General features: G+C 55.3%; 17 protein-coding genes. 10 read left to right on the top strand and 7 right to left on the bottom strand.

Annotated elements, in window-relative coordinates; translation table 11 throughout:
• Positions 1–23 precede the first annotated feature (23 nt).
• The 3 genes from ACRDCA_RS07025 (at position 24) to ACRDCA_RS07015 (ending at position 4,285) form a co-directional block, all read left to right on the top strand.
• Positions 24–1,478: an allantoin transporter gene (locus ACRDCA_RS07025; protein ID WP_438688879.1), complete on the top strand. Its 1,455-nt coding sequence runs from the start codon at positions 24–26 to the stop codon at positions 1,476–1,478.
• Between the two features lie 72 nt (positions 1,479–1,550).
• Positions 1,551–2,912, top strand: a complete 1,362-nt coding sequence (allB, locus tag ACRDCA_RS07020) for an allantoinase AllB (protein WP_438688878.1) — start codon at positions 1,551–1,553, stop codon at positions 2,910–2,912.
• A 71-nt stretch (positions 2,913–2,983) separates the two neighbouring features.
• Positions 2,984–4,285: a uracil/xanthine transporter gene (locus tag ACRDCA_RS07015; protein WP_438689026.1), complete on the top strand. Its 1,302-nt coding sequence runs from the start codon at positions 2,984–2,986 to the stop codon at positions 4,283–4,285.
• Positions 4,286–4,687: 402 nt separating this feature from the next.
• On the opposite strand, the gene allE is transcribed toward ACRDCA_RS07015, so the two are convergent.
• The 4 genes from allE to allD form a co-directional block, all read right to left on the bottom strand.
• Positions 4,688–5,473 carry a (S)-ureidoglycine aminohydrolase gene (gene allE, locus ACRDCA_RS07010; protein ID WP_438688877.1) on the bottom strand — a complete coding sequence of 262 codons (786 nt, stop codon included), beginning with the start codon at positions 5,471–5,473 and terminating at the stop codon, positions 4,688–4,690.
• A 45-nt stretch (positions 5,474–5,518) separates the two neighbouring features.
• The gene (locus ACRDCA_RS07005) at positions 5,519–6,796 is read right to left on the bottom strand and encodes an MFS transporter (protein WP_438688876.1); all 1,278 of its coding nucleotides are present in this window, start codon (positions 6,794–6,796) and stop codon (positions 5,519–5,521) included.
• Complete coding sequence (gene allC / locus ACRDCA_RS07000; RefSeq protein ID WP_438688875.1) at positions 6,793–8,040, bottom strand: allantoate deiminase; 1,248 nt, start codon at positions 8,038–8,040, stop codon at positions 6,793–6,795. Before allC ends, ACRDCA_RS07005 begins: the two co-directional genes overlap by 4 nt.
• Positions 8,041–8,160: 120 nt before the next feature.
• Positions 8,161–9,210 (bottom strand): ureidoglycolate dehydrogenase, encoded by a 1,050-nt coding sequence (gene allD, locus ACRDCA_RS06995; protein WP_438688874.1) that lies wholly within the window; start codon positions 9,208–9,210, stop codon positions 8,161–8,163.
• A 364-nt stretch (positions 9,211–9,574) separates the two neighbouring features.
• Here allD and ACRDCA_RS06990 point away from each other — a divergent pair, with 364 nt between their 5' ends.
• From ACRDCA_RS06990 to ACRDCA_RS06970, 5 genes are all read left to right on the top strand, one after another.
• Positions 9,575–11,242 (top strand): acyl-CoA synthetase FdrA, encoded by a 1,668-nt coding sequence (locus tag ACRDCA_RS06990; RefSeq protein WP_438688873.1) that lies wholly within the window; start codon positions 9,575–9,577, stop codon positions 11,240–11,242.
• A 9-nt stretch (positions 11,243–11,251) separates the two neighbouring features.
• Entirely contained in the window at positions 11,252–12,517 is a 1,266-nt protein-coding gene (locus tag ACRDCA_RS06985) for a DUF1116 domain-containing protein (protein ID WP_025121613.1), read from the top strand.
• A gap of 44 nt (positions 12,518–12,561) precedes the next feature.
• Positions 12,562–13,380 carry a DUF2877 domain-containing protein gene (locus ACRDCA_RS06980; RefSeq protein WP_438688872.1) on the top strand — a complete coding sequence of 273 codons (819 nt, stop codon included), beginning with the start codon at positions 12,562–12,564 and terminating at the stop codon, positions 13,378–13,380.
• A gap of 69 nt (positions 13,381–13,449) precedes the next feature.
• Positions 13,450–14,352, top strand: coding sequence for a carbamate kinase (locus ACRDCA_RS06975; protein ID WP_438688871.1), 903 nt, complete (start codon positions 13,450–13,452; stop codon positions 14,350–14,352).
• A gap of 57 nt (positions 14,353–14,409) precedes the next feature.
• Complete coding sequence (locus ACRDCA_RS06970; RefSeq protein ID WP_438688870.1) at positions 14,410–15,636, top strand: MFS transporter; 1,227 nt, start codon at positions 14,410–14,412, stop codon at positions 15,634–15,636.
• A gap of 35 nt (positions 15,637–15,671) precedes the next feature.
• On the opposite strand, the gene ACRDCA_RS06965 is transcribed toward ACRDCA_RS06970, so the two are convergent.
• From ACRDCA_RS06965 to tesA, 3 genes are all read right to left on the bottom strand, one after another.
• Entirely contained in the window at positions 15,672–16,526 is an 855-nt protein-coding gene (locus tag ACRDCA_RS06965) for a co-chaperone YbbN (RefSeq protein WP_438688869.1), read from the bottom strand.
• A gap of 84 nt (positions 16,527–16,610) precedes the next feature.
• Positions 16,611–17,387, bottom strand: coding sequence for an SDR family oxidoreductase (locus ACRDCA_RS06960; protein ID WP_438688868.1), 777 nt, complete (start codon positions 17,385–17,387; stop codon positions 16,611–16,613).
• Positions 17,388–17,412: 25 nt separating this feature from the next.
• Positions 17,413–18,051 carry a multifunctional acyl-CoA thioesterase I/protease I/lysophospholipase L1 gene (gene tesA, locus ACRDCA_RS06955; protein ID WP_438689025.1) on the bottom strand — a complete coding sequence of 213 codons (639 nt, stop codon included), beginning with the start codon at positions 18,049–18,051 and terminating at the stop codon, positions 17,413–17,415.
• On the opposite strand from tesA, the gene ybbA reads away from it, so the two are divergent.
• Together ybbA and ybbP are read left to right on the top strand one after the other, a co-directional pair.
• The gene (gene ybbA, locus ACRDCA_RS06950) at positions 18,022–18,708 is read left to right on the top strand and encodes a putative ABC transporter ATP-binding protein YbbA (protein WP_438688867.1); all 687 of its coding nucleotides are present in this window, start codon (positions 18,022–18,024) and stop codon (positions 18,706–18,708) included. The genes tesA and ybbA overlap by 30 nt on opposite strands.
• A complete protein-coding gene (gene ybbP, locus ACRDCA_RS06945; RefSeq protein WP_438688866.1) occupies positions 18,705–21,137 on the top strand; it encodes a putative ABC transporter permease subunit YbbP in 2,433 nt (810 codons plus the stop codon). The genes ybbA and ybbP overlap by 4 nt, the downstream gene beginning before the upstream one ends.
• The last annotated feature ends 127 nt before the right edge of the window (positions 21,138–21,264 follow it).

The following is a 21,264-nucleotide window of genomic DNA, read 5'->3' as shown; positions in this document are numbered from 1 at the left end:
ATTGAAGATAGGAAGGACTTGTCATGGACTCTATCAATAGCAAGCAACGAGAGATTTACCAGCAGCGCGGTTATCATGAGGATTTATTACCCAAAGAAGCAGATAAGAAAACCTGGAAGGGTATTAACTATTTTACCTTGTGGATGGGGTCGGTGCATAACGTTCCTAACTATGTGGCCGTCGGGGGATTTTTTATTCTCGGGCTTTCTACCTTAAGCATTATGGCCGCCATTATTCTCAGCGCATTTATTATTGCCTTTGTGATGGTGATGAACGGTGCAGCTGGCTCGAAGTACGGTATTCCGTTTGCCATGATCCTGCGCGCTTCCTATGGCGTGCGTGGCGCGTTGTTTCCGGGGATCCTCAGAGGCTGCGTGGCCGCCATTATGTGGTTTGGCTTGCAATGCTATGCCGGTTCGTTGGCCTTCCTGATCCTGATTGGCAAACTGTGGCCGCAGTTTCTGACCTTGGGCGGGGACTTTAACCTGCTGGGGATCGGCCTGCCCGGGCTGATCGCCTTTCTGATTTTCTGGGCAGTAAACGTGGCGATTGGTCTGGGTGGCGGCAGTATCCTCAACAAGTTTACCGCGATCCTCAACCCATGCATTTACGTGGTATTTGGCGGCATGGCTATTTGGGCCATCTCAATTGCCGGTCTGGATAATATCATTGCCTACGTTCCGGCCAATGCCATTACGACCAACAACGGTGGCTTCATGTTCCTGGTGGTGATCAACGCAGTGGTGGCGGTATGGGCTGCCCCGGCGGTCAGCGCTTCGGACTTTACCCAGAACGCCAGCAGCTTCCGTCAGCAGGCCTGGGGACAAACGTTGGGATTGGTGGTTGGCTATCTGCTGTTTGCCGTTGCCAGCGTCTGTATCCTGGCCGGAGCCAGTATTCATTACGGCGTCGATACCTGGAACGTGTTGGATATCGTACAAAAATGGGACAGTATTTTTGCCTCGGTGTTTGCGGTACTGGTGATCCTGATGACCACCATCTCCACCAATGCGACCGGTAACATCATCCCTGCGGGCTATCAGATTGCCGCCATAGCGCCGAAAAAACTCACCTATAAAAATGGCGTAGTGATTGCCAGCATTATCAGCCTGCTTATCTGCCCTTGGAAACTGATGGAGAACCAGGAAAGCATTTACCTGTTCCTGGATGTGATCGGTGGGATTTTAGGGCCGGTGATTGGCGTGATGATGGCGCACTATTTTATCGTGATGCGCAGCGAGATCGATCTCGATACGTTATATACCGAACCCGGCAATTATAAATACTATGATAACGGTTTTAACAGTGTGGCATTTATTGTGACTCTGTTCGCAGTGCTGTTGTCGTTGGGAGGCAAGTTTATTGAAATTCTCGAGCCTTTATCGCGGGTTTCCTGGTTTGTTGGCGTTATCAGCGCATTCTGTTTATATGCGCTTATCAAGAGTAGAGCAGTAGTTAATCGGCAAGAATATACCTGAAGTGAATATGAGAACACGGTCAATTACCCTCAAGTAAAAACATGCTAATTTTATTTCACGAAGGAGAATGATATGTCATACGATTTGATTATTAAAAATGGCAAGGTTGTTTTTGAACACGATGCCGTCATTACCGATATTGCGGTCAAAGATGGCAAGATAGCCGCTATTGGCAACGGCCTCTCCGGGGCCAAAACGGAGATCGACGCCAGCGGAATGGTGGTGGCTCCGGGGATGATCGATGCCCATGCGCACATGTCCGAGCCGGGGCGTACCCATTGGGAAGGGTATGAAACCGGTACGCGTGCGGCGGCTAAAGGCGGCATCACCACCATGATCGAAATGCCGCTGAACCAACTCCCGGCCACCGTCGACCGAGCCTCGATAGAAATGAAGTTCTCGGCAGCGGAAGGCAAGCTCACCATCGATGCGGCCCAGTTTGGCGGTCTGGTTTCCTACAATCTGGACCGGTTGCATGAACTTGATGAGATCGGCGTGGTGGCCTATAAGTGCTTCGTAGCGACCTGCGGCGATCGCAGCGTCAGCAATGATTTCCGCGACGTAAATGATTTTGAATACTTTAAAGGCCTGCAGACCCTGGCCAAGCTGGATCAATTAGTGGCGGTGCATGCAGAAAACGCCCTGATTTGCGATGCGTTAGGGGAAGAAGCCAAGGCAGAAGAGCGTGTGACGGCACATGATTACGTGGCCTCTCGCCCGGTATTTACCGAAGTTGAAGCCATCCGCCGGGTGCTGTATCTGGCGAAGGTCGCCGGTTGTCGCCTGCATATTTGCCACGTCAGCAGCCCGGAAGGGGTCGCGGAGGTGACCCGCGCACGTCAGGAAGGGCAACAGGTTACCTGTGAATCCTGCCCACACTATTTCGTGCTGGACACCGATCAGTTTGCAGAAATCGGCACCCTGGCCAAGTGTTCACCACCGATCCGCGATGCACAGAATCAGCAGGGGCTGTGGGATAAGTTGTTTAACGGTGAAATCGACTGCCTGGTGTCCGATCACTCGCCGTGCCCACCGGATATGAAAGCGGGCAATATCATGCAGGCCTGGGGCGGGATCGCTGGGATCCAGAACTGCGTCGATATCATGTTCGATGAAGCGGTACAGAAAAGAGGCATGACGCTGCCGGTGTTTGCCAAATTGATGGCGACTAACGCCGCCGATATTTTTGGTCTCAAACATAAGGGACGCATTGCCGTAGGGAAAGATGCTGACCTGGTGTTCATCCAGCCGAACAACAGCTACGTATTGGCTACCGGCGATCTGGAGTATCGTCACAAGGTCAGCCCGTATGTGGGGCGTAAAATCAACGCGCGGGTGACCAAAACCATTCTGCGCGGTGAAGTGATTTACGATATCAAAGCGGGCTTTGGTGTGCGTCCAATGGGCAAGTTTGTGCTTAAACATCAGCAATAATATTGGCTAATCAGCGCCCGCCGCAGGGCGGGCGTCTGAATGATGAGATCCTGGATATGAAGGAAGCCCCCATGAACGGGTTGTGTTCCAGCCGTAGCGGCTGGTTATCGGGTTTGCAGTGGTTCTTTTTCATTTTCTGCAATACGGTGGTGATCCCGCCGACCCTGCAATCTGCTTTTAACCTCTCCCCCGATGTGACCTTCTGCATTACCCAGTACACCTTTATCTCAACCGCGCTGGCCTGCCTGGCGCAGGTATTTTTCGGTCATCGGCGGGCGATTATGGAAGGGCCAACGGGCTTATGGTGGGTGACCATCTTAACCCTGACCTTGGCAGAGGCAGCCAACGGTACGCCGTTGCCAGAAATCGGTGGCAGTCTGGCGGTGGGTATTTTGATCTCCGGCATCTTGACCATACTGATTGGGGTTAGCGGATTGGGCTTTCGCCTGGCGCGGCTGTTCCGCCCGGCGGTGATGGCCACGTTTATGTTTTTGCTGGGGGCGCAGCTGATCACCATCTTTATGAAAGGGATGTTGGGGCTGCCTTTTGGCGTTTATACCGGCGTGGTGACCATTAACTACCCGGCCTTTTTCTGGGCATTTACGGTGTTGCTGATGATTATCGGCATCATTGCCTTTTTACCGCGGGCGATCGGCAAATATGCGCTGCTCATCGGCACGCTGCTTGGCTGGGGTATTTACAGCTGGTGGTTTGCGCCAACCGGTGAGCCGATCAAGGGCAGCGGCTGGGTGCTGTTCCCACTAGGCTGGCCGCAGGAATTACATTGGGGGATCGTGATTAGCGCCGTACTGACCGGGTTGGTCAACGTGTCGAATAACTTTGCCGCTATTCATGGCACCGATATTTTTTATACGGATGGCCCGGCGGGCAGAAGCCTGTTTCGGCGCAGCTTTATGGTTTCCGGCGGGTTGACCTGCTTGGCGGCTCCTTTGGGCATAGTGCCATTTTCGCCCTTTGTGTCATCGATTGGCCTGCTGACCCAGACACAAGACAGCAGCCGGCGCTCGTTCATTATCGGTAGCGTGATATTTCTGCTGGTGGGGATTATGACGCCGCTGGCGCAATTCTTCTGTAGCATTCCGCTCACGGTCAGCAGCGCCGTGATGCTGGCATCTTACCTGCCTCTGCTGTTCTCATCGGTGTTGTTTATCAACAAAATCGAACTCAATAGCCGGAACATTTATCGGCTGGCGCTGCCGCTGTTTCTGGGCGTTTTCCTGATGAGCATGCCCTCATCTTTCTGGCAGGGAGTGCCGATCACCATCCGGCCGCTGTTCAGCAATGGCCTGTTGATTGGCGTGCTGCTGGCGGTGTTGGTTGAGAATATCATTCCGTGGGATAAGGTTAAGTAAATGGTATTTGATGTCACTAAACAGCTGCGCCTAATAGTGCTACAGGTGGGGAGCTTGCAGAACGCCGACACGCCGTAAACCCGTCCGTGGGAGCTCGCAGTCGGGCATCCCTGCGCTCAACGGTCGGCTAACCTGTATGTTCCCCGCCAGTCTCGGGCTTGTGGTGTAGCGGTATTAAACTCAGTTATCAGACCTCATCAGTGGATGTCATGAACACCTGTTGGAGGAGGGGCTGGGGGCGAGTTATTGATTGTCCGATGTTAGATAAAAAGCTGTTGCAATAAGTTAGGCCACGCGAGGTACAGCGTGGCCTTTATTTTGGGAAGTCGCTGTTGCTGAGATGAACTCTTCACCTACGAAATAGCTGGGGCTAACAGCTTCCTCTCCCTGTGGGTTAGGGGTTTAGAAGTCGACGTCGCGGTTACAGTCTTTTGAATAGATATAGCTGAACTCTTCCTGGCCCACCGCATAGCCGGCTTGCGGCACGTAGGCGGCCATAAAGATGTAATCCCCTTTCTTGACCGGGATCCACTCGTTGTCCAGGTTATAAACCCCGGCACCGCTGAGAATATACGCGCCATGCTCCTGCACGTGAGTTTCAATGTAGCCATGGCTGGCACCCGGTTTAAAGGACAGGATATGGATGTTCATATCGAACCCCAGATCCTTCGGCAACAGATCCTGCAAGATCACATCGCTCATGCCTTCATAGTGAATTCGTTCCAGCTGGTTGACGTTGTTGCTGACTACATGGGCTTCGTAGCCCTTGATGCGGTTGTAGACGCGCTTATACAGGAACAGCTGGCTTGGTTTGCCACCGTTGGTGTTTTCCAGGCGCAGCATGACGCCCGCCGGGCAATACAGATAACCGCCGGTGGTGAGGGGATAATCGGTGCTGTCGGCGGAGGCGGTAATGTTACCTTCGATCACGTAGACCAAGGTTTCAATATTCTCGCCGCCGAAGCCCTGTTGGTTACGGCCGCCGTCATGCAGCGTCACCAGATAATCGACAAAGGTGGCGCCCAGCTTCGGGGTGGCCAGAATGGTGACGTCGCAGTTCTCAAAGCCAGGGATGTTGTTACGCACCAGGCCATCTGGCGGGATCACCGCATAGTTGTCACGTTTGATAATGGAGCGTGAAGCCAGGATGTCTTTTGGATAGCCAATCTGATTATTAATGTAACCCACGATAATTCTCCTGATTAGTCAGGGCCGCAGCCCTGCAATAAAAATTTATGCCTGCGCCGTCGTCTGGCGTTTATTTTTCTGTTTCATCAATACGTTGACGGTAAAGAAGATCACGGTACCAATCAACAGAATGGCGGCCGAGATATAGAATCCCATCACCTTGGAGCCGGTACTGTCGGAGATCACCCCGGTGAGGAATGGCGCAATTACCGAAGAGGACATGCCGAAGAAGTTAAATACGCCGAAGCTGGTGCCGTAGCCTTTCTTCGGTGCGTTATCTGCCACAAAGGAGATCATGATCGGGTCAACCGCCAGCTTGCCGAGCAGGCCGTACAGCACCAGGCTGATCAGCAGGGTCGTGGAGTCTGGCGAGATCACGGTGCAGACCAGCATCACTGCGGCACAAATTTGCAGGAAGATAATCAGCTGCACTTTCTTGGCGCGGAAACGGTCGGACATGCGGCTGAAGAACAGCGCCCCCGGTACGGATGCAAAGGCAACCAGCGCGGCAGAGAAGCCGATGGCCACGCCTTCAAAGCCACGTTCCTGTTGCAGGAAGGACGGCAACCAGGTCACGATCATGTAGTAGCCATAGCAGGTGGCAAAATACATCACGTAGGCGGAAATCATCCGCAGGCTGAACAACCCACTGACTTCCTCGGTATCTTCAACCACCGTGCTCGTCTTGGCTGCCGGGCTGGCGGCCAGTGAAGCAGTGTAGGAGCCTCCTTTGATCACCAGGAAGAACACCAACGTCATCACCACCAGCAGACCGGTGATGATAAACAGCATGATCTGCCAGTCCATCCCCATGCTTTTCACCAGCAGGCTGGAAGCGATCAGGCCGATGGCCATCCCCAGCGCGGAGCCGCTGTTGATAATGGCGGTAGCCAAACCACGGCGTTCCAACGGGATGTTTTCAGAGGAAAGCGAGTAAGCAGAACCGTAGTAAGAGCCACACCCCATCCCGGCCAGCAGACTACCGGCGTAGATCATGGCCAGGCTGGTGGCGTTACCAATCAGCAAGGTGGCGATGATAAACAGACAAAAGCCCGGGATCAGCACCACTTTCTTACCGAATTTATCCACCAGGATCCCGGCCGGGATCTGCATGCCGGTATAGGCAAAGAAGTAGAAGCTGGCGATCAGGCCCATCTCGGCGTTCGAATGTTCGCCGATGGTGGCTTGCATCTCAGGGAAAATCGGCGTCAGTACCGTGCGATAAATCCAGATCACCGCCCAGCCCAGACACAGAACCACCACGATTTTTTTCCAGTACAGCGGGTCAAACCCGGTGTTGGAGGCGGTTTTACCATTGCTCATAGGCGGGCTCCCTGCTCGGTATAGGCCAGTTGATATAAGGTATGTGCCAGAATTTTCACCCCTTCAGCCAGATCGGCCAGCTCGGTTTTTTCCGCCGGGTTATGGCTGATACCGGCAATGCTGGGCACAAACATCATGACCGTTGGCACGTGTGGGGCAAAAATCTGTGAGTCATGACCGGCGCCGCTGTGGATCATACGGTAGTTCAGCTTGTGGCTTTCGCACAGGTGGCTGACGCAGGCCAGCAGCTGCTTGTCCATCGGGATGGGGGTTTCATCCATCCACAGGTCGATTTCCACCTCGATGCCCATTTCGGCGCAGATGCGCTGGATATCGGCTTCGATCTCCTGGGTAAAGCGCAGCAGCGTCGCTTTGTCGGTGTGGCGGCAATCCATGGTGAAATGGGTAAAGCCGGGTACGACGTTGACGGTATTCGGTTTGGGTTCGACCTTGCCGAAGGTCAGCACCAGCGGGTCGCCTTCCGCTTTGGCCTTGGCGATAGATTCGCAGCAAATCCGGCTGAAGGCATACACCGTATCCTTGCGGTAGCCCATTGGCGTGGTGCCCGCGTGGTTGGCCTCGCCCTTCAGTTTGATATCGTAGCGGCGCTGGCCGACGATGCTGGTGACGACGCCAATGGTTTTTCCTTCGGTCTCCAGCACTTTGCCCTGCTCGATATGCAGCTCAACAAAGGCGGCGATATCCTGGCGCAGCGGCTGGTTTGCCGGGCGGAAGTCAAAACCGGCACCGTGCATGGCATCAACGAAATTCACCCCTTTGGCATCACTGATATTACGCACGTCTTCCGCACGGGCCGAACCGACGATATTCTTGCTGCCCCAGAAAACGTAAGGGAAACGGCTGCCTTCTTCCTCGGCCAGCGAGATGACTTCCAGCGTACGCAGCGGCGTGCCGTGAGTTTCTTGCAGATGCTTGATCGCCAGATAGGCGGCTTCGATGCCAAACTGCCCATCAAGGTTGCCGCCGTTGACGACCGTATCGATATGCGAGCCGGACAGGATCACCTGGTCGGGATATTTGCTGCCTTGCAGACGCCCGGACAAATTGCCGATGGCATCATAGGAGGTTGCCAGACCGGCAGTTTCAAAGGCCTGCTTCAGCGCCTGCTGGGCTGCCACCCATTCAGGGGTATACAGCAAGCGCGTCATGCCACCGCTGGGATCGGCCCCAATCCTGGATAACCAGCCGGAAGTTTCGCTAATTTCTTGTTGGAAATTTTTCATATTTATCTGCCTGCTTGTAACTTCCCTGAGACATGCGCCAACTTTGCTTTGTCGGGAGGGAGATAATGGGAAATGGCGGTGAAAAGAGCATTTCTCCGCCAGCGTGAATTTATCTGCCGCTTAACTGGCAAACGGATCTTTGTGGTCGTAGGAGCGTTGATAAATATCGTCAGATATCAGGTATTGATAAATATCATCGACAATATCGATGCCGTTCTTTTCATTTTCTATTTCACGCATATGGCTACCCTGCCCAGGATAGAGCACTTGTTTCACGCCAGGAGCCGGTTTGATTTCATTCAACTCTCTCATGACCTGGCTGATATGTTTGCGGAAGGTTGCTTCGTTGGTGAAATAGCTTGGGTTGAGCACGATATGCAATTGGCCCAATTCCCGGCCAGCGCTTAAGTCGTGATACATCGAACTGACATGTTTACCGAACGGTAGGCCAAGCAGTACGCCGGAGAGAATATCGACCATCATCATCAGGCCATAACCCTTTGGCCCGGCGATAGGCAACAGCCCGCTGACGGCGAAAGGATCGGTGGTATTTTTACCTTCGCTGTCTACTGCCCAGGTATCCGGTATAGGCACGTTACGTGAGCGGGCATCCAGCACCTTGCCCCAGGCTTGAACCGTGGTGGCCATATCAAAGGTCATGATGTCGTCGCCTTCGGCCGGTGCCGAGAAGGCGATAGGGTTGGTGCCGTAATAAACTTCTGCGCCGCCATAAGGAACGACCATCGGGTCTGATTGACAGACCGAGATACCAATCATGCCAGCACGGGCGGCCTGCTGCACAAAGTAAGACAGCGCGCCACTGTGGCCGATACGCCGAACGCCTACTACCGCCACGCCATTCTCTTTCGCCATTGCGATGGCGTGATCCATACTCAGTTTGGCCGCGACGTGCCCGGCACCGTTGTCGCCATCAAAAACTGCGCTGCAAGGGCCGGTTTTTTCAAAGGTGAAATGCGGGTTGTTATTGGTACCGCCTTTGCTGATACGTTCAGAATAATATTCCACTCTCACTGCGCCATGTGAATGGATGCCGCGCGCATCCGCATGGACCAAAACGTCCGCGACAATCCCAGCGTGTTCCTGGCTCAGGCCTGCGGAGTGGATTTTATTTTGAATCAGTTGATGCAGTTGTTGCTTAGAGACTTTCATAGACAGTCCTTTCGTTACTACGGGTTATTTAAACTATCTCTGACGCCTACTGTATAAACTTGGGTTGGTAATAATGTGATCCAGACGGCTATTATTTTATTGGCTTAAATTTTCATTGAATGACTTTATCATTGTTAGATTATTTTTAACAAAGCCGTCGGTTTCGGCTGACTGAATTTAACTAATCCCCGATAGACTGGATGATTTTTTCTAACAATGGATAAAGTGTGATGACTCTCACCTTAATGACAGGTTTTTATTTGTAGCTTGGCAAGCAAGAATATGGAGTCCGAAATAAATAGGTTGCTAAAAATATCTGAGATATTCCATTGCGAAGTTTAAATGCTGTTTTAAGGATATCACTATGATCCATGCTTTTATCAAAAAAGGGAGCTTTCAGGATTCGGTCAGCCTGATGCTAATTTCCCGTAAACTCAGTGAATCACCCAACGTCGAAGAAATATCGGTCATGATGGGGACGCCGGCCAATAAATCATTACTTGAAGCGACCGGCTTCTGGCATCCGCAATTCAGTGAAGCGACCCCCAATGATATTTGTGTAGCCATCAAAACGGACTCTGCGGATGACAGCATCACCGAGGAGATTGACGAAGCGTTAGGGGCAGCCCTGAAGGCTATTGCCCAGGGGCAGCAAGGTGGTAAACGCCTGCTCAAGGCACGCAGTTGGCGCATGGCGCGGCAGAAGCTGCCGGATGCCAATATGGTGTTGATCTCCATTGCTGGTGAATATGCCGCCGGGCTGGCCGATCAGGCGCTGGACGATGGCTGCAACGTCATGATGTTTTCCGACAACGTCAGCGTCGAGCAGGAAGTGGCACTCAAAACCAAGGCGCGCGATAAGGGCCTGATCGTGATGGGGCCGGACTGCGGCACGGCCAACATTGCCGGAGCACCGCTGGCTTTTGCCAACGTCGCGCCGCAAGGCATGATTGGCATCATCGGCGCTTCGGGTACGGGTATTCAGGAACTGACCTCGCAAATCACTCTGGCCGGGCAAGGCATCTCCCACGCCATTGGCTTGGGCGGGCGTGACTTAACCGCCGAAGTTGGTGGCATCAGCGCTATCAGCGCACTGCACATGTTGGCGGCCGATCCGCAAAGCCAGGTGTTGGCGTTTGTCTCCAAGCCTCCGGCAGAAGCGGTGCGCCAACGGGTGATCGCCGAAATGAAAACCCTTGGCAAGCCGGTGGTTGCGCTATTCCTTGGCGCTAAAATCGCGCAGAAACAGGAAGATAACATTACCTTCGCCAGCACATTGGATGAAGCCGCCCGTCTTGCCGCAATGTTGGCAAACGTGCAGCAGATGGCCGCGCAGCAACCGGCGGTGTCTGGTGGCAAGATCTCCGGCCTGTATGCGGGCGGCACCTTGGCGGCGGAATGCGCCATGCTGCTGGCCGAACGCTTGGGCGTGGAAGCCGATAGCAAGCATCAACACGGCTCAATGCTCGATGCCGACGGGCACCGCATTATCGATATGGGGGACGATTTCTACACCCAGGGCAAACCGCACCCGATGATCGATCCTTCTGCCCGCAATCAGGAAATCGCCCGCCTGGCTCAGCAACCGCAGATTGGCGTGCTGCTGCTGGACGTAGTGATCGGCTATGGTGCGCAGGCCGATCCCGCAGACTCACTAGCTACCGAAGTGAAACGCGTACGCGAAAAACGCGGTAGCGCTCATCCGCTGGCGGTTATCGCCACGGTGACCGGCACCGAGCAGGATCCCCAACGGCGTTCCCAACAGATTGCCACACTCAACGAGGCAGGCATCGCCGTGATGAATTCACTGCCGGAGGCGGTTGCCCTGGCCTGCCAGCTAATCGCTCCCCCAGCGTTGGGCACAGCCGAACCGGCGCCCGCCATGCTGGCCGGTGTTTCCGTGATCAATGCAGGCTTGCGTAGCTTTGCCGACGATCTGCAAACCAACGAAATTTCAGTGGTGCATTACCAGTGGGCTCCGGTGGCCGGTGGTAATCAACGATTAGCTAACATACTGAAAAATTTAAAGTAAGGGATTGATATGTACGCATCTATTGAACAAGCAAATGCTGCCGTTATCGCCAGGATCCGTGAAGCCCGCCCCCATTGGCAGGACGTTGATTTAGCTAAAAACCTGATCCCGCAGTTGGCTCAGGGGAGAAAACTGCTGCATGCCGGGCCGCCGGTAACCTGGCCGGAAATGAGCGGCCCGGTTCGCGGCGCCTGCATCGGGGCCTGCCTGTTTGAAGAGTGGGCCGAAAACGAACAACAGGCGCTGGCGCTGCTGGAAAACGGCGAAGTTGAATTCATCCCTTGCCATAACGTCAGTGCCGTTGGCCCGATGGGCGGCATCACCTCGGCGCATATGCCGCTGGTGGTGGTGAAAAACACCGTTCATGGCAACTATGCCTACTGCAACCTGAACGAAGGGATTGGCAAGGTGATGCGCTTTGGTGCCTATGGGCCAGACGTGCAGGAGCGTCATCGCTGGATGCGGGATTCATTGGCTCCGGTATTGAAAGCCGCGCTGAGTGCTTTTGAAGGCGGCATCGATCTCACCGCCCTGATGGCGCAGGCTATCACCATGGGGGACGAGTTCCACCAACGTAACATTGCCGCGTCCGCGCTGTTGATGCGCCAGTTGGCACCGCAAATCAGCCTGCTGGAACGGGATAAGGCCGAATTGGCCAAGGTGATGCAGTTCCTCAGCATCACCGATCAGTTCTTCCTCAACCTGGCGATGGCCTATTGCAAGGCGGCCATGGATGCCGGGGCAGAGATCAAGCAGGGCACCATCGTGACGGTGATGACCCGCAACGGTAAAAACTTTGGCGTCAAGATCAGCGGCATGGGCGACCAGTGGTTTACCGCACCGGTCAATACGCCGGAAGGCTTGTTCTTCTCCGGTTTTAGCCAGGCCGATGCCAACCCGGACATCGGTGACAGCGCCATTACCGAAACCTTCGGCATTGGCGGTGCGGCCATGGTCGCTGCGCCTGGTGTCACCCGCTTTGTCGGTGCCGCCGGTGGCATGAGTGCCGCGACCGATATCTCGGAAGAGATGGCCGAGATTTACCTGGAACGCAACATGATGCTGCAAATCCCAACCTGGGACTTCCAGGGAGCCTGCCTGGGGCTTGATGCTCGCCGAGTGGTGGAAACCGGCATTACACCGTTGATCAACACCGGGATTGCCCACCGTGAAGCCGGGGTTGGGCAGATTGGTGCCGGTACCGTGCGTGCTCCATTGGGCTGTTTTGAAAAGGCCATCGAAGCACTGGCAGAGAAACTGGGTATCAGCGCGTAAAAAACCGCTTTGCCCGGAGGTGACTCCGGGCTTGGGAGGAAGTTATGGATATCACTGCGTTAGCCGTCAGCCACTCAGCCACACAAGATTACGGTCCGTTGCGCTGCGTGGGGCGTTTCAATAATGCCATCAACTTTCTCTCACCCAACGATCGGCTGCTGACGCTGCACCGGGAAGGGCGCGGGCTTAGCCCAATGGGCTGGGAAATTGGCGATGACGATTTCGATGAAATCTTTGACAGCCTGCCTGCGGCACAGCATTGCCAGCTTTCGCCTAAAGGGATCGAGCTGGAGGATATTGCCATACACCGTCAGGGGAGGCGTCTGGATCTCCGCCTGAACGTGAGTGGTGAAATTGCGCTGCCACCGCTGGCGGTCGCGCTGGCCGATGTTGCCGCCCATACCGGCTTGTTTGGGCGTCTTGGGAGCCTCGTTGAGCAACCGCACTGCCTGGAAATCCGCGCACTACAGAGGCACTTTACTGCCTGGCTGTTGGGACAGGAGGTTGATTGGAGCGCCATGCTTGGCAAAGGACCCGGTTTGACGCCAAGCAATGACGACACGCTGGTGGGCATGTTGCTGGCGGCTCATCTGGATAGCCGTGTGAGTGTCGCAAGGCTGCCGTCCTTTTTTGCCGCCAGCCAACCCTTGAACCAATTGACCACCTTGGTCAGCGTCCACTATTTGCAGTTTGCCGTGCAGGGGATCTTCTCTACCCCGGTACAACTCCTGGCGCGCGCCTTGCTCAGCCCGAAAGAACTGCCCTTCGCCATCAACGACATGTTGGCAACCGGGCATTTTTCCGGCGCGGATACGCTATTGGGCGTTTTGCTGGGCGTCATGGCAATCAATCGCCTTTATTAATTTATCAGCGAGAACCGTGCCGAATACCGTTCGGTAAGGGCAGCTATTACTTAAAAAATGGGTATCTGAATGGAAACGTTAGTAATTGCCTTAGGGGGCAATGCCCTGTTACAGCGTGGTGCGGTGTTATCCGCAGAGAATCAATACCAGAGCATCTCGTTAATTGCCGATGCCATTGGCAAGTTGGCCAAAAAATACCGCATCGCCATTGTACACGGTAACGGCCCACAGGTCGGCCTGCTGGCGTTGCAAAACCTGGCCTACAGCGACGTTCCTCCTTATCCGTTGGATATTCTGGTGGCGGAAAGCCAGGGCATGATCGGCTATATGCTGGCCCAGCAACTCGGCGCGTTCCATCCCGCCCAGCCGGTGTCCACCTTGCTGACTCGCGTCCTGGTGGATAGCGAAGACCCGGCGTATCAGCAACCCAGCAAATTTATCGGGCCGGTGTATGACCCCCAACAGCAAGCCGAGCTGGAACAGAAATATGGCTGGAGCATGAAGCTGGATGGCAAATACCTGCGCCGGGTGGTGCCTTCCCCGGAGCCGAAAAAGATCCTCGATATTGAAGCGATCAATCTGCTGTTGGCGAAAAACCACGTCGTGATTTGCAACGGCGGTGGCGGTATTCCGATGGTCACTAGCGCAGAAGGCATGGTCGGCAGCGAAGCGGTGATCGATAAGGATCTGGCCTCCGCGTTACTGGCAGAAGCGCTGGATGCCGATCATCTGGTGATCCTGACCGATGCGGATGCGGTGTATCAGCATTGGGGCACTCCACAGCAAAAAGCCATCCGTTCGGCCACCACCAAAGAGCTGGCCCCGATGGCGGTCGCCGATGGTTCGATGGGGCCAAAAATCATGGCGGTCAGCCGCTTTGTGCAGCGTAGCGGCAAAGTGGCGCATATCGGTGCTTTGCAAGATATCGAATCGGTACTGGCCGGTACTGCGGGGACATTAATTACGCCGTAATACGGCTTTTCAGTAAACGGGATGGGCGTTCAGCCCATCAAACCAGGGAATATGAATATGCAAACAACAAAAACAGAGCGAATGCCCTATTGGATTAAAACCGTCATTATCTTCTTCCTGGGCTGGGTGGTTATTTACGCCGGACGATCGGTACTCAGCCCCATCATGCCGCAGATCCAAACCGAGTTTGGGCTGTCAAAAAGCCATCTGGGATTAATCAGCAGCCTGTTCTTTCTGACCTACACCATTTTGCAGGTGCCAGCGGGATTATTAGGCGACCGCCTGGGCCGCAAGCGCATTCTGGTTAGCGGCTTCATGCTGTTTGCGCTGTTTATCGCTGCCGTCAGCATTTCATCCAACTTTCTGATTTTCATCGTGCTATGGATGCTGACCGGCGCTTCGCAAGGCGTCTATTACGGCCCGCAGTATGCTCTTTCTTCCGAAGCTATCCCCAAAAAATGGATCACCTTGGGCAGTGCGGTGATCGGCAGTGGCATGTCGTTTGGGATCGCGCTGGGCTATTACCTTTCCAGCTTTATGATCGAGCACTTTCATACCTCGTGGAAGATGCCGTTCCTGGCGATGGCGATCCCGGTATTTATCGTTGCGTTGCTGATGCTGTTTTTCATTCGGGAAAAGGCCCCGCAAAGTGCCAGCGACGCCCCGGCGGCCACGGCAACCAAGAGCGAATTCAGCTTCCTGGATCTGTTTAAGAACCGCAACCTGCTGATGGCGTACATCACCATCTTTTGCTCGATCTACGGCTTCTTCGTGATCATTACCTGGCTGCCGTATTACCTGCAAAAAGAGCGCGGGATGGATATCGTGCATGCCGCCAGCATCGCGTCTATTGTACCGTGGATATCGGTGGTGGGGACGCTGATTTGCAGCTATGTCTCCGACAAACTGGGCCGCAGAAAGCCGGTGGTGCTGTGTATGCTGCCTTTCTCACTGCTGGCGATTTTCGGCATCGTCTATTCCACCAGTGAAGCGGCGTTGATCGGCGTATTGGTACTGTATGGCCTTATCGGCAAGATCAGCCTCAACCCGGTACTGATTGCACTGGTGGCAGATAACGCCCCACGTGCCGCGCTGAGCACTGCTTTCGGGTTGTATAACTTCTTCGGTATGGCGGCGTCGATCTTTGCGCCATACGTGACCGGCTTCATTGCCGACAGTACCGGGACGTTGAATGCGGGCTTCTATTTTGCTGCGATGATCACGGTGGTGGGCTTTATCGCCATGCTGTTTGTCAAAGAGGGGAAAACGGCGCAGGCGGCCTGATGTTTGAGGGGCGCAGCAAGCTGCGCCCTGTTCGATTAATACAGCAGTGAATACAGCTGGCGACGATACTTGGCGGCCAGCGCATCGCCGGTCCCCAGTGCAGCCAGAATATCCATCAGGGTCTTGCGGGCGCTACCGTTAGCCGCCGCCAAATCTTTTTTCAAATGGCCCATCAGCAATTCCAGCGCCTCTTCGTTACGGCCAACCTGATGCAACTGCAAGGCCAACTGAACGGCCAACTCGACGTTTTCCGGCTGTTGCTGAACCTGCTGCTGCAACTGCTGAATTTCCGGCGTATCGGCGGCCTGCTTCATCAGCTCAATCTGTGCGACCAGACCCAGGTAACGAGTATCGCGATCCTGCAATGGAATAGTAGCCAGCACCGCTTCGGCATCTTCCGTCTTGTTCAGGCCAATTTGGGTTTCAGCCAAGGTCAGACCAATATCGCTGCGCTTATTGCTGAGGCTCCAGGCATCTTTCAGCAAAGGCAGAGCGTCAACCGCACGGTCTTGCTGCAACAGTTCGGTGGCTTCTGCCAGCTTGAGATCTTCGGCCTTGGGCAGGAAACGCTGCAAGAACTCGCGGATCATCTCTTCCGGCTGTGGCCCTTGGAAGCCATCAACGGGCTGGCCATCTTTGAACAAATAGACGGTTGGCAGGGAACGCAGGCCAAACTGGGCGGCGATCGCCTGTTCGGTATCGCAATCCACCTTCGCCAGAATGAACTGACCTGCGTATTCCGCCGCCAGCTTATCCAGTATCGGGGTGAGTTGCAGACAGTGCTGGCTGCGATCCGACCAGAAATAGAACAGCACCGGCTGAGACATGGACTGTTCCAGCGTCTGGTGCAGGTTAGTTTCGTTAATATCAACAACGGCTTGAGCTAGCATGGTTTCTCTCTAATCTGTTCTTGCGGAGCCAATTTATTCTAAATGGGGGCGAACTGGCGCGCTTCAACCCTTGCCCCCATTTGCTTAACCATTACTGCGCAGTATCCAGTCCAGCGCACGGCCCGGCAGCAGGCGGCGCAGGATGCTCATGGTATGCGCCAGCAGGGTAACCGGGTAGCGCAGCTTGGCTTTGGGGCTTTCCAATGCGTGACGCAACTTCGGTAATACCGCTTCGGCAGGCAGCGTCAAACGCTTGGCGATGCTCGGGTTATGCACCGGCTTATCGCTTTGCGCCTGATTAACGTTCTGCGTGAAGTGGGTGGTCAGCGGGCCAGGCTCGATCAGGCTGACCTGAATGCCGCTGCCGTGCAACTCCATACGCAATGCATCCGACCAGGCTTCCAGTGCAAATTTACTGGCGGCATAGGCCCCACGCCCGGCGCTGGAGATTAATCCCATCACCGAACTGGTCTGAATAATACGCCCTTCACCGTGCGGCAGCATCGCTGGCAGTAACAACTGGGTGAGCTGATGGGTGCCAAACAGGTTGGCAGAGAATTGCCGTTCCAACTGTTGGCGTGAAATGGAGCTGAGTGGGCCATAAACGCCGAAACCGGCATTGTTGAACAGGCCGTACAGTCGCCCATTGGTCAACTCGATCACCTGTGCGGCGGCGCGCTCTACGCTGGCGCTGTCGTCTAAATCCAGCTCGATGCCTTCCAAGCCGAGTTGACGCATATTTTCCACGTCTTCCGGCTTACGGCAGGCGGCCAGCACGCGATAGCCACGGTTGCGCAGATCCTGCGCCGCAATCAATCCTATCCCGCTGGAACAGCCGGTTATCAATACCGCTTTTTGCATAACTTTACCTAGTAGACAACCCTATTTAGTTAGACTCATGTTTTACTAGAGGTTCCAGCTGTTGCGCCATCCAACTGGTGATAAACGGCTGGGCATCCTGATTAGGGTGCAAGCCGTCATCCTGCATCCATTCCGGTTTGATCACCACCTGTTCCATATAAAACGGCAGCAGCGGAATGTTGTGCTGCTTGGCCAAGGCTGGATACAGTGCACCGAAAGCCTCGGTGTAGCGGCGGCCATAGTTTGGCGGAATATGAATTTGCATCAGCAGCGGTTTGGCACCGGCCTGCAAAACCAGCGTGATAATCTGGTTGAGATCGCGCTCGATATCCGCAGCCGGGAAGCCGCGCAGGCCATCATTGGCGCCCAGTTCGATCAGCACCCAGCGCGGCTGATGCTGTTTTAATAACTCGGGCAGGCGTGCCAGCCCCTGAGCGGCAGTATCGCCACTGATGCTGGCATTCACCACCTGCGGGTGGCCAGGCTGTTTCTGCCACTCATCGGCCAGGCGAGTTGCCCAGGCCTGCGCTACCGGTAACCGATAGCCAGCACTTAAACTGTCGCCTAAAATCAACAAGGTATCGGCAGCCACAGCACGTAAACTGAATAATCCCAACAGCAAAAGGAAGGGAAGATGCCAGCGGAAAACGTTCTTGAAGTTCATCATCTTAGTAAACACGTTGGTCAGGGTGAGCATCAGCTTACCATCCTTACCGGAGTCGAGCTGGTTGTCAAACCCGCACAGACAATTGCGCTGATCGGTGAGTCGGGTTCCGGTAAATCGACCCTGCTGGGCATCCTCGCCGGGTTAGACGATGGCAGCGAAGGGGAAGTTCACCTGCTGGGGGAATCGCTGACCACGCTGGATGAAGAAGGGCGCGCCGCACTGCGGGCGAAAAATGTCGGCTTTGTGTTCCAGTCTTTCATGTTGGTCCCGACCTTGAACGCGTTGGAGAACGTACAGCTACCGGCGCTGCTGCGTGGTGAAAGCGATCGTCAAAGCCGCGACCAGGCGGTGCAACTGCTGGAACAACTGGGGTTAGGTAAGCGCCTAAGCCACCTGCCAGCGCAACTTTCTGGCGGGGAACAACAGCGTGTAGCATTGGCTCGTGCGTTCAGTGGCCGCCCACGGGTACTGTTCGCCGACGAACCCACCGGCAACCTGGATCGCCAGACCGGTGAGCGTATTGCCGATCTGCTGTTCTCGCTTAACCGCGATTTTGCCACCACCCTGATCCTGGTCACCCATGACGAGACCCTGGCGGCGCGTTGTCAGCGGCGGCTGCGCTTGCGTGAAGGCAAGCTGTGGGAGGAAGCATGATTTGGCGTTGGTTCTGGCGTGAATGGCGTTCGCCTTCGCTGCTGATTGTCTGGCTGGCGTTGACGCTGTCGGTCGCCTGCGTGTTGGCTCTTGGCAGCATCAGCGATCGTATGGACAAAGGCTTGAGCCAGCAAAGCCGTGACTTTATCGCCGGGGATCGGGTATTGCGTACCGCGCGCCCGGTGCCGGAAGGTTGGCTGCTCGATGCCCAGCAACAGGGGCTGAAAGTCAGCCGTCAGTTATCTTTCACCACCATGACCTACGCCGGGGATCGCCCGCTGCTGGCCAATGTGAAGGCCACGGATGCGGCCTATCCGCTGTATGGGGAACTGGAAACCCTGCCAGCCAATCTCAAACCCATGCCGGGCAGCGTGCTGGTAGCTCCGCGCCTGTTGGCATTATTGGATATCAAGGTCGGCGATAATCTGGAGGTAGGGGATACTACCTTGCGCATCGCCGGGGAAGTCGTGCAGGAGCCGGATTCTGGCTTCAATCCGTTCCAGACTGCGCCGGGCATCATTATCAATCTGGCGGACGTGGATAAAACCGGGGCGATACAACCGGGCAGCCGCCTGACCTACCGCTATATGTTCGCCGGTTCGCAACAAGATATTCAACGCTATGAAGATCGCCTCAAGCCTCAACTCAAACCCGATCAGCGCTGGTATGGGCTGGAGGAATCTGGCAGTGCGTTAGGCAAGTCTCTCCAGCGTTCCCAACAATTCCTGCTGCTTTCGGCGCTGCTGACCCTGTTGTTGTCGATTGCCGCCGTAGCTGTGGCGATGAGCCACTATTGCCGCAGCCGATATGATCTGATCGCGGTGTTGAAAACCCTGGGCGCCGGCAGAAAAGCGCTCAGCAAGCTGATTATCGGCCAATGGCTGGCGGTATTGTTACTGGCAGGCGCCTGCGGCAGCGTAATTGGTCTTGGGTTTGAGGCGGTATTGATCCGCCTGCTGGCTCCGGTGTTGCCGGGTGAGCTTCCTGCAGCTGGAGCCTGGCCGTGGCTGTGGGCGATGGGCGCACTGGTCATGATTTCGCTGTTGGTCGGGCTACGCCCCTATCGCCAACTGCTGGCCACCCAGCCGCTGCGCGTACTGCGCCGGGACGTGGTGGCAAACGTCTGGCCGCTACGCTATTTCCTGCCTGCTACTGCGGTGATTGTCGTGGGGTTGCTGACGGCATTGATGGGGGCAAGCACGCTGCTATGGTCAATCCTGGCTGGAATGGTGGTGTTGGCCCTGTTACTGGGGGGAATTGGTTGGGGCAGCCTGTTGTTGTTACGCCGTATCACGCTAAAAAATCTGGCGCTGCGCCTGGCGGTAAATCGCCTGTTGCATCAGCCTTGGGTGACCATCAGCCAGTTGGCGGCATTCTCGCTGTCGTTTATGTTGCTGGCCTTGCTGCTGGTATTGCGTGGCGATCTGCTCGATCGCTGGCAACAACAGTTACCGCCAGACAGCCCGAATTATTTCCTGCTGAATATGACGACGGCTCAGGTGCCCCAGGTGAAAGCCTTCCTGCAACAACATCAGCTGCATGAGGAGACTTTCTATCCCATAGTGCGTGTACGCCTGACGGAAATTAACCAGCAGGTGGCAACGGAGCGGGTGCATGAAGACGATCCGGGCGGCGAAGCGGTTAACCGTGAACTGAACCTGACCTGGCAAAGCGATCTGCCTGATCACAACCCACTGACGGCTGGCACCTGGCCGCCGAAAGCAGGCGAAGTTTCGATGGATGAAGGGATTGCCGGCCGGCTCAAGATCAAGCTGGGCGATACCCTGACGTTCAGCGGCGATACCCAATCGTTCAGCGCCAAAGTGACCAGTATGCGGCAGGTGGATTGGGAAAGCCTGAAACCGAACTTCTACTTTATCTTCCCGCCGGGTGCATTGGATGACCAGCCGCAAACCTGGCTGACCAGCTTCCGTTATGACGGTGATGGCAAGGTGCTGACTCAGCTCAACCGCCAGTTCCCAACCCTGAGCCTGCTGGATATCGGCTCGATCCTGAAACAGGTTGGCGGCGTGTTGCAGCAGGTGAGCAGGGCGCTGGAGGTGATGGTGGTGCTGGTGGTGATCTGCGGCGGTTTGTTGTTGCTGGCACAGGTGCAGGTCGGAATGCGTCAGCGTCGGCAGGAACTGGTCGTTTACCGTACGTTAGGCGCTGGCAAGCGCTTGCTGCGAGGCACGCTGTGGTGCGAGTTTGCCTTGCTGGGGCTGGTGGCCGGGATTGCGGCTGCGTTGGGGGCTGAAGCGGCGCTGTGGCTGTTGCAGACTAAGGTGTTCGACTTCCCGTGGGCACCTACGCCGGTGCTGTGGTGGGCGTTACCGTTGCTGAGTGCTTTACTGCTTTCGCTGTGTGGCGGCTGGCTTGGCGTACGTCTGCTACGTGGGCGCGCACTGTTTCGCAGCTATGAAGGTTGACCCCCTCACCCCAACCCTCTCCCACAGGGAGAGGGAGTTGTCCGGAGCGCTTGGTGGGCTTGTGCAGCTTCGGATAGTAGCGAGTAACAAGTCACAAGACAGGTAGGGTATTACGCGAGAAGATCAG

It is taken from the genome of Serratia sp. (in: enterobacteria), assembly GCF_051654945.1.
In the GTDB taxonomy this organism is placed as follows: domain Bacteria; phylum Pseudomonadota; class Gammaproteobacteria; order Enterobacterales; family Enterobacteriaceae; genus Chania.
The sequence above is the reverse complement of the archived record's forward strand: the minus strand, read 5'-3'. Positions and strand labels throughout refer to the sequence as shown.

Bases quoted from the DNA above. Each gene is read 5' to 3' on its own strand.
- ACRDCA_RS07025 (WP_438688879.1), top strand. From the start codon at position 24: ATGGACTCTATCAATAGCAAGCAACGAGAGATTTACCAGCAGCGCGGT.
- ACRDCA_RS06965 (WP_438688869.1), bottom strand. From the start codon at position 16,526: ATGCTAGCTCAAGCCGTTGTTGATATTAACGAAACTAACCTGCACCAG.
- ACRDCA_RS06960 (WP_438688868.1), bottom strand. From the start codon at position 17,387: ATGCAAAAAGCGGTATTGATAACCGGCTGTTCCAGCGGGATAGGATTG.
- allB (WP_438688878.1), top strand. From the start codon at position 1,551: ATGTCATACGATTTGATTATTAAAAATGGCAAGGTTGTTTTTGAACAC.
- ACRDCA_RS07005 (WP_438688876.1), bottom strand. From the start codon at position 6,796: ATGAGCAATGGTAAAACCGCCTCCAACACCGGGTTTGACCCGCTGTAC.
- ACRDCA_RS07015 (WP_438689026.1), top strand. From the start codon at position 2,984: ATGAACGGGTTGTGTTCCAGCCGTAGCGGCTGGTTATCGGGTTTGCAG.
- ACRDCA_RS06975 (WP_438688871.1), top strand. From the start codon at position 13,450: ATGGAAACGTTAGTAATTGCCTTAGGGGGCAATGCCCTGTTACAGCGT.
- tesA (WP_438689025.1), bottom strand. From the start codon at position 18,051: ATGAACTTCAAGAACGTTTTCCGCTGGCATCTTCCCTTCCTTTTGCTG.
- ACRDCA_RS06970 (WP_438688870.1), top strand. From the start codon at position 14,410: ATGCAAACAACAAAAACAGAGCGAATGCCCTATTGGATTAAAACCGTC.
- ybbP (WP_438688866.1), top strand. From the start codon at position 18,705: ATGATTTGGCGTTGGTTCTGGCGTGAATGGCGTTCGCCTTCGCTGCTG.
- ACRDCA_RS06990 (WP_438688873.1), top strand. From the start codon at position 9,575: ATGATCCATGCTTTTATCAAAAAAGGGAGCTTTCAGGATTCGGTCAGC.
- ybbA (WP_438688867.1), top strand. From the start codon at position 18,022: ATGCCAGCGGAAAACGTTCTTGAAGTTCATCATCTTAGTAAACACGTT.
- ACRDCA_RS06985 (WP_025121613.1), top strand. From the start codon at position 11,252: ATGTACGCATCTATTGAACAAGCAAATGCTGCCGTTATCGCCAGGATC.
- allD (WP_438688874.1), bottom strand. From the start codon at position 9,210: ATGAAAGTCTCTAAGCAACAACTGCATCAACTGATTCAAAATAAAATC.
- allC (WP_438688875.1), bottom strand. From the start codon at position 8,040: ATGAAAAATTTCCAACAAGAAATTAGCGAAACTTCCGGCTGGTTATCC.
- ACRDCA_RS06980 (WP_438688872.1), top strand. From the start codon at position 12,562: ATGGATATCACTGCGTTAGCCGTCAGCCACTCAGCCACACAAGATTAC.